Raw genomic sequence first — 11,057 nt, forward strand, 5'->3', positions numbered from 1 at the left:
GCAGGGTGCCTCCAAGGCTGTCACCCCGCGTGAAGTCGCGCGTATAGACTGGATCGGATGGCATGAAAAGAGTGTTTTTGTGCAGCTTTGCCCTGCCGCCCCTTGTGCCTTTGGGCGGCGCGTGGCACCGCACGGCGCATGAGCATTTTCAACGACCTCTGGATCAGCCGCAAGCCGCTTGCCGGTTTTCTGGTGATCGGCACCGCCTGGGCTTCCTATTTTGCGCAGATGCCGGTGATCAAGGCGGGCGTCGGCGCGTCCGACGGCGCCTACGGCAGCGTCATCCTGCTGGCCTCGCTGGGCGCGGTTGGGGCGATGTGGCTGGCACCCCTGGCGGACCGGCTGGCCGGAACCTGGGCGTTGCCCATGGGGGCCATGGCTGTGGCACTCGGGTTTCTTTGGGCCGGCGTCTCGCCCGGACTGCTGGGATTGATGCTGGCGCTCACGATCGCCTCGTCCGGTTCCGGCGTGGTCGATGTGCTGGTCAACGCGCGTCTGTCCGAAAAAGAGGCGCTGCACGGCAGGACGCTGATGAACCTCAACCACGCGATGTATTCGTTCATGTACGCGGGCGCCGCGGTGGTCGTCGGCTGGGCGCGCGAGGCGGGCTGGACCCCGGTGCAGGTGTTCCTGGTGATGACGCTTCTGATCGCATGCCTGTGTCTGGTAATGCTGGGCGACGATGCCGCCCCGCCGATCCCGGAGACGGGCGAGGCACCAGCTGCCTTCCCGCATCTGCTGGTCTGGCTGATGGGCCTGCTGGTGCTGACGGGTTTCCTGGCCGAAGCCGGCACCGAAGGTTGGTCTGCGCTGCATCTGGAACGCACGCTGGGCGGTGGTCCTGCCCAAGGCGCGCTGGGACCTGCGATACTGGGTCTGACCATGGGCATCGGTCGGCTGGCGGGTCACGCGGTGGCGCGTCATATGTCAGAGATGATCTTGTTGGCCTGTGCCTGTTTGCTGTCCGCATTCGGGGTCATTCTGGCGGGGGCGGCCACCAGCCTGATGATGGCCTATCTGGGCTTTGCACTGGGCGGCTTGGGCGTGTCAATCGTGGTGCCGATGGTGATCGCGCTGGCCGGACGCGTGGTCGAGCCTGCCGCGCGCCTGACCGCGATCAGCCGCGTGTCGGTTCTGGGCTATGGCGCGTTCTTTGTCGGCCCGCCGCTGATGGGGCTGGTCAGCGAGGGCTGGGGTCTGCGCACGTCGTTCTACATGATCGGCGCGATGCTGATACTCGCGGCAGCTCTGCTGGTGCCCGTGATTGCAGCGCAGATCAGCCGCCGACCGGCGTGACCAGATGGCCCCCGGCTGACTTGATCTGATCGTAGAGCGCAAATTCGGACGCTCGCGCCTTGCGCAGGCTTGCCTCGACTGCGCCTGACAGAGGTGCCTCGGCGGCGGGCGATACGTTCTTTTGCTTCAGCACGACCTCCTTGTCGAAGGCCTGCGCCAGAAACGCGCGAAACACCGGCTGGTGTTCATAGGCAAAAAGGTGGTTCACCAGAACGACGCCCTTGCCCGAGGTGACGAAGTTGAACTGGCTGCCCACGCCTGCAAAGGGCGGCGGATCGTCCGAGATCACCGCCAGCACGAAGTCGTCAAAGCTGCAGCCCATGGTGCTGGTCTTGGTGCCCTTCTGTTGCGGGCCGCTACGATAGCGGTACCAGCTGCGCAATTGCTCGACGGGGTCACGCATCACCGCCATCGTCTCGACCGTCAGCCCGAAGGTGTCGGCCAGAAACGGGGCCACCTTGTTGTGAAACCGCGCGGCGTTCAGATGCTTGCGCCGTTTCGACAGGATGATGTCGGCACGCGGACGCAACGCCATTTCGAAGGCTGTCGTGCCGGTCTTCGGAACGGCAAGAAAGGCAAGTTTCTGTTCGGAAAAGACCAACATGCCGCCAGCTTTACCCCGTCAGTGCCCGTCTTGCCAACGGCCTTCAAAGTCCTGCGGGATCAGCAGGTTGTGACGTCCCAGTTTTGCAACATCGGTCTCGCCGCACAGCGCCATCGTCACGTCCAGCTCGCGGTGGATCACTTCAAGCGCGCGGGTGACGCCCTGTTGGCCCATCGCACCCAGGCCGTAGACGAACGCGCGCCCGATGAACGTGCCCTTGGCCCCCATCGCCAGCGCCTTCAACACGTCCTGGCCCGAGCGGATCCCGCTGTCGAGATGTACTTCGACCTGATCGCCCACGGCATCGAGAATGGCGGGCAGCGCGCGGATCGACGACAGTGCGCCATCAAGTTGCCGCCCACCGTGGTTGCTGACCACAATGGCATCGGCCCCGACCTTCAGCGCCATCTTCGCGTCTTCGGCGTCAAGTATTCCCTTAAGGATCACCTTGCCGCCCCATTCTTCCTTGAGCTTGGCGACCTTCGTCCAGTCCAGCGTCAGATCGAACTGCTCTGCCGTCCACGCCCCGAGACTCGAGGCATCGCTGATCCCTTCCACATGGCCCACGATATTGCCGAATTCCCGCCGCTTGGCGCGCAGCATCTCGATCCCCCAGCCCCATTTGGTAGCCAGATTGGCGATGGTTTTTGGCGTCAGCTTGGGTGGCGCGGACAGGCCGTTTTTCAGATCCTTGTGCCGCTGTCCCAGAATTTGAAGGTCCAGAGTGATCACCAGCGCCGAGCATTTCGCATCCTTGGCACGTTGAATCAGACGGCTGACGTAATCCGCATCACGCATGGTATAAAGCTGAAACCAGAAGGGTGCGGTCGTCGCCTCGGCCACATCCTCGATCGAATTAATCGACATTGTGGAGAGCGTGAACGGCACACCGAAGGCTTCAGCCGCGCGGGCCGCCTTGATCTCGCCATCGGCGTGCTGCATCCCCGTCAGGCCGACAGGCGCAAGGGCCACCGGCATCGCCACATCCTGCCCGATCATCTGACCCTTGGTGCTGCGCCCCGACATGTCCACCGCCACGCGCTGCCGCAGCCGGATCTGGTCGAAATCGGACGAATTGTCCCGAAACGTCTGCTCGGTCCACGACCCGCTTTCGCAATAATCATAGAACATGCGCGGCACGCGCCGTTCATAAATACGCTTGAGATCGGCGATTTCGGTGATGACGGGCATGGTGCAGGCTCCAAGACACGGGTTTTGGTCAAATTTTCTTACCGATAACCGCGCTTTGGATCAATCCCGCATCAAGGCTGCGCTGAAATCACGCGCTATGCGCCCCATCCGCCAGCGATTTCACGAACGCCAATATCTCACCCACCGAGTGTCCCGCCGCGATTTTCGATACGATGGCCGACCCCACGACCGCACCGTCCGCCACCGACGCAATCGCGCGGCTTTTCTCGGGCGTGTTGATGCCGAAACCCACGATGATCGGCAGGTCGGTTTGCGATTTGATCCGCGCGACCTCGGGGCCCACGTCCGTCGCTTCGGCCTCGGCCGAGCCGGTGATGCCGGTGATCGAGACGTAATAGACGAAGCCCGAGGTGTTCTGCAGCACGCGTGGAAGGCGTTTGTCGTCCGTGGTCGGCGTGGCCAGACGGATGAAGTTCAGGCCCGCCGCCTGCGCCGGAATGCACAGTTCGCTGTCTTCCTCGGGGGGCAGGTCGACCACGATCAACCCGTCGATGCCTGCCTCTTTGGCGTCCGAAAGGAATTTGTCGACGCCGCGCGAATAGATCGGGTTGTAATACCCCATCAGCACGATCGGCGTGGTGTCGTCCGTCTCGCGAAAGGCGCGGGCCAGATCCAGCGTGCGTTGCAGGGTCATGCCGCCCTCAAGGCTGCGCTGACCGGCCAGCTGGATTGTGGGGCCGTCCGCCATCGGGTCGGTGAAGGGCAGGCCCAGCTCGATGATGTCGACACCGGCCTCGGGCAGCCCTTTGACGATTTCGAGGGAGGTGTCGAAATCGGGATCGCCCGCCATCACGTAGGAAACGAATGCCTTTTTGCCTGCGGCTTTGAGGTCTGCGAATTTTGCGTCGATGCGGGTCATTGGGGTGGCCTTTTTATATGTCTTCACCGCAATGCCCAAACTGGACCGGGAAATCAATGCAAAGCGGGGTATCGTCCCGGCATAATTGGCCGCAGGGCCGACGAGCCGCCTTGCACGCGGCGCCATGCCCCACTAGAAGCGGCCTGTCGCGGATTTCGGAGAGTGGACATGGGTTTCAAGATGGGTATCGTCGGGCTGCCGAACGTGGGCAAGTCGACCCTGTTCAATGCGCTGACACGCACGGCAGCAGCGCAGGCGGCGAACTTTCCGTTCTGCACGATCGAACCGAACGTCGGCGAAGTGGCCGTGCCCGATGCACGTCTGGACAAGCTGGCCGCGATTGCACAGTCAAAGTCGATCATCCCCACGCGGATGACCTTTGTGGACATCGCCGGTCTGGTCAAAGGCGCGTCCAAGGGCGAAGGCCTCGGCAACCAGTTCCTCGCAAACATCCGCGAAGTCGATGCCATCGCCCACGTGCTGCGCTGTTTCGAAGACGGTGACGTGACCCACGTCGAAGGCCGCGTGGACCCCGTGGCCGACGCCGAGACCATCGAGACCGAATTGATGCTGGCCGACATCGAAAGCATCGAAAAACGCCTGCAGAACATCGTCCGCAAGGTACGTGGCGGCGACAAGGAAGCCGCCCAGCAGGAACGCCTGATGCGCGCAGCCCTTGCCGTGCTGGAAGAGGGCAAACCCGCCCGTGTCGTCGATGTGGACGCGGACGATCTGCGCGCCTGGAAGATGCTGCAGCTGCTGACCACCAAGCCTGTACTTTACGTCTGCAACGTGGGCGAGGCCGAAGCCGCCGAAGGCAACGCCCTGTCCGCGCGCGTCGCTGAAATGGCTGCTGCCGAGGGCAACATGCACGTCGTCATCTCGGCCCAGATTGAGGAAGAGATCAGCCAGCTGGAACTGGAAGAGGCGGAAATGTTCCTCGAAGAAATGGGCCTCAAGGAAGCAGGCCTCGACCGGTTGATCCGCGCAGGCTACGAATTGCTGCACCTTGAAACCTATTTCACCGTGGGTCCGAAAGAGGCCCGCGCCTGGACCATCCGCGAGGGCACCTCGGCGCCCAAGGCAGCGGGCGTGATCCACGGCGACTTTGAAAAGGGCTTTATCCGCGCCGAAACCATCGCCTTCGATGATTTCGTGTCGTTGGGCGGCGAACAGCCCGCCAAGGAAGCAGGCAAGATGCGCGCCGAGGGCAAATCCTACATCGTCAAGGACGGCGACGTGCTGCATTTCCTGTTCAACACCTGAGGCGAGAAGTGGGCCGGTCTGCCTGCGTTTCACATGTTTGGCAGTGGCATTCCGACACTTCGAGCGCGCGCCGCAGCCCGCTTGTTTCCGCGACTGCCCACGCTGAACATCGCGGAAACATAAGGCTTTGGGCTCTCGATGTGATATCCCGATTGCGTCCGTCTATGGGGCGTTTGGCCTAATATCCCGCTGTTCTCATTCGATATTCTGTCAGATCCAACAACCCGGCAGAGCAGGCAAAAAAGCAGTTGTTTTCCCCCGCCCAAGCCCATAAACACGGCGGCGGAGATGTGGCCGAGTGGTCGAAGGCGCTCCCCTGCTAAGAGCGCGGCTTTTCTCTCCAAGCATCCCATTTTATTAACTTTTCCGTATTTTTCTGTTGTGCGTTGACCATATCTTGACCACCGGCCCATGTTGCCCCCCATCATGTCTCTCTCCGAAAGTCCCAGCCGAAGGCATCGAGCTGTTCCGCGAGGTCTGCCGGGTACTTCTTGCGATAGTCCCGTGCCGTGTCGGAATTTCCCCAACCACCCTGGTCAAGCAGCCGGTCGTGATCGCCAACCTGCGCTGAGAAGAAGGTCGCCCAGGTATGTCGAAGCGTGTAGGGAACCACAGCATCAGGAAGTCCCGCAGCCCGGCACAGCTTGCGGAATTGCTTGGCTATCTGTCCGCCACCATGATCCCTGAGCGGAATGGGATTGCCGCGCGAGGACAGGAAGGCACGGCCTGATTTCGGCAACTCGCCGATCAGGGCGATGGCCTTGTCCGGGAGGTGAACCCAGCGTGCCCGGAAGAGGGTCTTTCCCGCGCCGTCCTCCACTGCTGGAATGTAGACCTCGTTGGTCGACCAGTTGAAGTCCTCGACGTTCACCGCAAAAGTCTCCCCCGGCCCGCACCCGGTCGCGACCATGAAGACGATGATTTTCAACAGTCGGTGATGCTTGTCGTGCACCCCGGCCTTCTCAGGCGTCTGTGCCATCTTGATCAGAGCTTCGACCTCCGCCGGTGTCAGATAGATATCCCGGACACGTCTTGCACGTCGCTCCCTTCGAGTTCCCTTGATGAAATTGATCACGGCCTTGATTGGAGCGATCGCTTGGCATTTGATCGTCGACGGTTGCCACATCTTGCCGGTTTCCTTGCTGCGGCGGTCTGCAATTGCTGCGGCGGCCCGCAGAATTCGTGGTTCATCGAGTTGGTCGATACGCGTGTTTTTGCCGAAATAGGCGATGATCCGTTTCAGGTAGCGGCGGTTCCCCGTGTGCTTCATGTACAGAAGTGCGGCTTCCGCGAATGTCGGCACCGGGTTCAGAATCTGCTCCCAAGCTTTTTCGAAATCCCTCCTGGACAGCTCTATCGCGAGTTCTTTGTAGCTTTCGTCGCGTATGCCAAGGCGTCTTCGAAAACGTTTTCCACCGATGTAGCGGTCATACTCCCAATCTCCGTTTCTCCATACGGGCATCCACGGCGGGTCTTCAGGTGGGATTTGGCTTGGCATTTCATGGCCTCCCGAAAACGATCTATGTGCTCCCGGTAGAAGACAGGTCGACGCCCGCGCCATTCGCAAACCTCGAATACCTCCTCGTATTTTTTCCGCAGGTCAAAGAGATAGCGAACGGAAACCACAAGCGCTGCAGCCGCCTCGACGCGGCTAAGCCCATTTTCCAATTCGCAAACTTCCGGCTCCTGACGGGTCATGGCGAGCTCCACAGATCTTGTTTGATGTGCAGTTTGACCGTCATGCAATCGGAGTCGTTCAAACCATTGTTTGAACGCGACTTCTCGGTCCGGATTTGGCGGCGTGGTAGCTGTCAAACCCAAGTAAAATCTCGAGACGTTGCCCCGAGTTCGTGATATGATATATTTAACGATTCGATTATTTAAGTCAAGTGAGTTTGTCAGGCTGCTTCTGGGCACTGCCTGAAAAGCTGCACCGGTCACAGGGAGAGAAGGTATGAGAAAAGGCGAAGTTGCCATAGATAGCGACGCGATTGGTCTTTTGAAGGCCGGCAGAAACGCTTTGCATTGGTCACAAGAGGATCTGGCCAATGAATCAGGGGTGTCGATCGCGACAATCAGGAGAGTTGAAAGCAAGGTTCAATCGATCACGGAGGAGGTGTGTGGAAAGTTCGACCTCAAGCCTGACTTTTGCGTCCGTCGTGAAAAAATTGAAGCACTGTTGAGAGCACTTAACAAACACGGGGTTTCCGTATGGAAGGACGAGACCGCTGCTGGTCTGACTGTCAAGACCATTAGAGATCAAGAGATTTTCGAGATCGCTAAGCAGATCGATTCAGGGCAGTAACCTACTTGTTTGACCATATTCCCCAATTCGTCACTCACGCGAGTCATGAATGTTTGGTCGTTCATTCGAAAGGATACGTGATGAAGGGCTTCACGATTACGATTGATTGCATCAAAAGGATGAAATCGGTAACCCAGCTGGCGGCGCCGCACATTAAGACCGGGCTTCGAACAGAAATCATCTCACGGTTCCTCGGGTGGCGCACCTATGCGTCCTTCCTTCACGACGTCAGGGCAAATCCGCAGTATATTCACGAGTTTGACTTCGTAAGCGCACTCGATTTTTGCAAGCAACGCGATGTCGATCTGGATGAAGCGGATCTCGAAGAAATGGCAGAACGATTGGAAGACGCGTTCGGAGATAGAACTGGGACTATTTCCAATTGAACAGGCTGAGTGCAGATATCAGAAATACCGGACAGCGATTACGCTAAATCCCGGACAGCCGTTTCAGTAATTCCCGGACAGCTCGGGCACGGCTGATCATCTGCCTGCACTCATGTTTCGCTCTGGATAGTTTCGGTGTTTTCAGCGGCGGTCAAGTTCTCGCTTTGGTAGTGCCCCAGCGGTTCGTGTAGGAGGCCTCGCGCGGAGCCCCCGGCGTAGCGCAGCGCGCGGCCGGGAGTGACGCTGGCGGTCACCGTCGATCTTCGGGAAGGTTCGGGTTGCAAGACCTGGAACCGACAACGGAGATGACGATGACCGACGACAGAATGGCGTCGGCGATGGTGGGTTCGCCGATCATGTCATGCCAGCCTGAGACGGGGAGCTGAGCGGTAATGATGGTGGACCGGCGTTAATAGCGGTCCTCGAAGAGTTCGAGCAAATCGGCGGTTCAATACGACCGGCCCTGAACTGCCGTTCGCCTTGTGGCCGAGCGCTGCGGTGCAGCTTCAGCGAACCGGCCATTCGTCCAACATGCGACATTCTCAACGGTCGAACACTTCCATCCTAAATCTGATAATCATCCAACTTGGACGTTCAATTGGGAGAATCTGCTTCTTACGTGCTGCGGGGGAAATAGAGATTATATAGCTGGCGATAAAGAGGGTCGCTTCACTTCGCCCGATCATTCTTGCGATGTGCCTAAAGGAAATACGGTGTTAGACGGGGTGATCTTGCATCCTGCGCAGGAAGAGGACTTGAAAAGATTGCTTTTCAAATACCATTCGGATGGTAGGATGGAGGTCTCCGAAACGTGCCCGGAAAGCAAAAGGGATCAAGCACACAATACTATTTCCGAGCTATCTCTTTCGCCTGAGATGGCAAAAAAGGGAAGCAAGATTGCGACACCAAGGCTCGTTCGCATGCGGTCTGCCTTTCTAAGCGGTCTTTCAGAGCAAGTGCAAATTCTATTGGAGCAAGGAAACGATATCGACAAGGCCATGGAGGCTTTGGCGGAAATTTTATTTCCGGAAGATGAAACGAAAAATTGGTCGAAATTTTTCAGCTGCGCACGTTGGTATTTAGGTCCCGCCGCCGAAAAGAAATTGGCAGATTTGGAATGGGCCTAATGCCCTTTTTCTATTGGGATTGCCTTTGTTAGGATCCTATACGTAGTCAACTCCCTCCATCAAGAACCTGATTTCTCCAACGTTTTCTCCTGCAAATAGCTGCCCTTCATATAGTTCGCGGCGAATAACCGCTTTCCGCCCTCTCTTCTGGATGCCGCGTCAGCAAAGCACGAGTTGAGGCACCCGCAGCGAATGGCAGGAAGGTCCGCACAGCGCCGTCCATGCTGCGCCAAGTATCGTCAAGATGGCTCCGGGAGCAATCTTCGCGAATTGTTCCTTTCCGTACACCTTTGGCTGGTGGGTCCGTCCATAGTGATCTCGAATTGCACCACGAAATGCAAGGGGTTGGGGCGCAAGGCGGAGTTTCCCGAGGGCATGGCGGAGTCATAGCACGCTCAAAACCACGACGTGATACGTTGAACAACAGCAGATTTTGCCTCCAAGGTTGACCGATCAACCTTGCCCGATTTTTCCTCGCGGATATTTGCAGAAAATTCGTGGAAATTGCTTCGCCTTTCACGTGATTGGCCAACCTTCCTTGCACACACTGTCGAAGGAGGTACGATTTGCCAGTAAAACAACCTTGGGAACCATATTGGTCGGAGAAAAGCGGTGCCTGGATCATCGATTTTCGGGTTAACGGACACCGCATCAGACGGCGTTTGCCGATCCATGAAAAAGGCCTCCTGGATGTGGCAAAAGCCAGTGCGAAGAATATCTACGCCGAAGCATGGCGGTCGCAGAGCATGGAGCTGGGCCCTAAAAAACGGCCGACCTTCGCCGAGGCGGCTGGCCTCTACATCGATGCCGGTGGCGAAGCCCGATTTCTACAACGTATCGTGAACTACTTCGGTCGGAAGCACCTATGTGACGAGATCGACGAACTGGTGATCGCCCGTGCCGCCAGAACGCTGTATCCGAACGCGAAGCCCGAGACAGTCAGGCGGCAACTTCGCGTGCCGATCAAGGCGGTTCTGAATTTTGCGGCCGGAAACCGCCGGGAAAAGCTGCCTGACACGCGGCGAATGCGGTGGCTGTCGCCGGAAGAAGCAGAAAGGCTGCTGGTGGCGGCTGCGAACCCAGCTGCGGCCAGCCTTCGAGACCCAAATCTGGAAACCCTCCGCAAGATAGCGTTCATGCTCGGCACCGGCGCCGGACCCGGAGAGACAATGGGGCTGGACGCCAAGGATTGGAATCCCGCGACGAGGGAATGGTGGCTGCCCGGAACAAAGACGGTCTATCGGGCGCGGTTTGTCCGTCTGCCATTGCGCACCGTAGATTTGATCAGCCCGATCCCCGCAGAGGGGCCTGCCTTCCCGGCACCCAATGGAGAGCCCTACGTCTTTCGTAAAAACCGCGGTGGGCAGATGGCGCTCGCCTTCAGGAAGGTGCGGGAGGCCGCAGGCCTGGGGCCGGAGGTGGTGCCCTATTCATGCCGCCACACCTGGGCCACTTGGCATCAGGCGCAGACCAAGGACTGGGCGGCGCTGCTCGACCAGGGGGGGTGGAATCGCGCCGATACCGCCAACAGATATCGAAAAATTGCCCCTGCTGATCTCGGTCACAGACTACTGGCCCACGGCTGGGATTTCCGGGCTGACCCTGGCGAACCCGTGCGATTTGGAGAGCTTGTGTCGCTGCGCTTCGGCGGACATGCTTGAGTGCGGGAAAGGGTCTTTCCTGCTGGAAATGCGGTGGTTGGAGGATGGCTCGCTCTTGGCCGAGCCACTCGAGAATGCAAATCCGATCTGGGTGCTACCACGACACCCAGATCGGGGTCTCTATGCTATAGCGCTGGCGGTTTCGCACGTCAAAGGTCATCTTCGCCAGCGTCTTGGCCTGACGTTCCGGCGAGTCCATGATCGAATCGCGGCGCTGTTGGTTTTCATTGAGAACTGACCCGGTAGCCCCATAAATTTTCACTGAGAATTGACCCATGTGAACACATTGCCCTGACGATTCTGATCAGGGAGATATGGAGTGATCGACATGGGATTTTTGA

The 11,057-nt window shown here is 58.8% G+C and carries 10 protein-coding genes; 6 read left to right on the forward strand and 4 right to left on the reverse strand.

Annotated elements, in window-relative coordinates:
* Window positions 1-138: 138 nt before the first annotated feature.
* Window positions 139-1,296 carry an MFS transporter gene (locus NTA49_RS06940; protein WP_258293956.1) on the forward strand — a complete coding sequence of 386 codons (1,158 nt, stop codon included), beginning with the start codon at window positions 139-141 and terminating at the stop codon, window positions 1,294-1,296.
* Here the strand turns inward: NTA49_RS06940 and NTA49_RS06945 are convergent.
* The 3 genes from NTA49_RS06945 to trpA all read right to left on the reverse strand — a co-directional run bounded on the left by NTA49_RS06945 (window position 1,277) and on the right by trpA (window position 3,971).
* Window positions 1,277-1,900: a hypothetical protein gene (locus NTA49_RS06945; RefSeq protein WP_258293957.1), complete on the reverse strand. Its 624-nt coding sequence runs from the start codon at window positions 1,898-1,900 to the stop codon at window positions 1,277-1,279. The genes NTA49_RS06940 and NTA49_RS06945 overlap by 20 nt on opposite strands.
* 18 nt (window positions 1,901-1,918) lie before the next feature.
* On the reverse strand, window positions 1,919-3,091 hold the full coding sequence (locus NTA49_RS06950) for an alpha-hydroxy acid oxidase (protein WP_258293958.1): 1,173 nt from the start codon (window positions 3,089-3,091) through the stop codon (window positions 1,919-1,921).
* Between the two features lie 88 nt (window positions 3,092-3,179).
* Window positions 3,180-3,971 carry a tryptophan synthase subunit alpha gene (gene trpA, locus NTA49_RS06955; protein ID WP_258293960.1) on the reverse strand — a complete coding sequence of 264 codons (792 nt, stop codon included), beginning with the start codon at window positions 3,969-3,971 and terminating at the stop codon, window positions 3,180-3,182.
* A 168-nt stretch (window positions 3,972-4,139) separates the two neighbouring features.
* Between trpA and ychF the strand changes: the two genes are divergently transcribed.
* The gene (ychF, locus tag NTA49_RS06960; protein WP_258293961.1) at window positions 4,140-5,237 is read left to right on the forward strand and encodes a redox-regulated ATPase YchF; all 1,098 of its coding nucleotides are present in this window, start codon (window positions 4,140-4,142) and stop codon (window positions 5,235-5,237) included.
* Between the two features lie 424 nt (window positions 5,238-5,661).
* Here ychF and NTA49_RS06965 read toward each other — a convergent pair whose 3' ends face one another.
* Window positions 5,662-6,699, reverse strand: a complete 1,038-nt coding sequence (locus NTA49_RS06965; RefSeq protein WP_258293962.1) for a site-specific integrase — start codon at window positions 6,697-6,699, stop codon at window positions 5,662-5,664.
* 492 nt (window positions 6,700-7,191) lie between these two features.
* Here NTA49_RS06965 and NTA49_RS06970 point away from each other — a divergent pair, with 492 nt between their 5' ends.
* The 4 genes from NTA49_RS06970 to NTA49_RS06990 all read left to right on the forward strand — a co-directional run bounded on the left by NTA49_RS06970 (window position 7,192) and on the right by NTA49_RS06990 (window position 10,716).
* Entirely contained in the window at window positions 7,192-7,542 is a 351-nt protein-coding gene (locus NTA49_RS06970) for a helix-turn-helix domain-containing protein (protein WP_258293963.1), read from the forward strand.
* A gap of 80 nt (window positions 7,543-7,622) precedes the next feature.
* Entirely contained in the window at window positions 7,623-7,928 is a 306-nt protein-coding gene (locus tag NTA49_RS06975) for a hypothetical protein (RefSeq protein ID WP_258293964.1), read from the forward strand.
* Between the two features lie 482 nt (window positions 7,929-8,410).
* Window positions 8,411-9,055, forward strand: coding sequence for a retron system putative HNH endonuclease (locus NTA49_RS06985; protein WP_258293965.1), 645 nt, complete (start codon window positions 8,411-8,413; stop codon window positions 9,053-9,055).
* A 566-nt stretch (window positions 9,056-9,621) separates the two neighbouring features.
* Window positions 9,622-10,716, forward strand: a complete 1,095-nt coding sequence (locus tag NTA49_RS06990; protein WP_258293966.1) for a tyrosine-type recombinase/integrase — start codon at window positions 9,622-9,624, stop codon at window positions 10,714-10,716.
* Window positions 10,717-11,057: the final 341 nt, after the last annotated feature.

It is taken from the genome of Pseudosulfitobacter koreensis, assembly GCF_024733015.1.
In the GTDB taxonomy this organism is placed as follows: Bacteria; Pseudomonadota; Alphaproteobacteria; order Rhodobacterales; family Rhodobacteraceae; genus Pseudosulfitobacter; species Pseudosulfitobacter koreensis.